This is a genomic window from Pseudomonas sp. GW456-12-10-14-LB2, assembly GCF_002884345.1.
GTDB classification, from domain to species: Bacteria; Pseudomonadota; Gammaproteobacteria; order Pseudomonadales; family Pseudomonadaceae; genus Aquipseudomonas; species Aquipseudomonas paraglycinae.
The window spans coordinates 1-252 of record NZ_POHV01000258.1 but is presented as its reverse complement, the minus strand read 5'-3'; the positions used below and the strand labels follow the sequence as shown (position 1 = coordinate 252).

The 252-nt window shown below is 66.3% G+C and carries 1 protein-coding gene; it reads left to right on the top strand.

Translation table 11 applies throughout. From position 1 onward, the window contains the following. A partial coding sequence (locus C1X29_RS30150) for an FGGY family carbohydrate kinase (protein WP_256584431.1) occupies nt 1–252 on the top strand: 252 nt, incomplete at both ends.

Genomic DNA, 252 nt, shown 5'->3' with positions numbered 1-252 from the left:
GTTTTTGCACAGGTCGCCACCGTCTTGTTGCCAAAGGATTATGTCCGGCTGCGCATGACCGGCGAGAAGGCGTCCGACATGTCGGATTCCGCCGGCACCTTGTGGCTTGACGTCGCCGGGCGGCGGTGGAGTGATACGCTGCTGGCGGCCTGCGGGCTGACGCAAGCGCAGATGCCGCGCCTGGTCGAGGGCACCGATGTCGCCGGGATGCTCCGTGCGGACATCGCCGAGGCCTGGGGCATATCGCAGGTT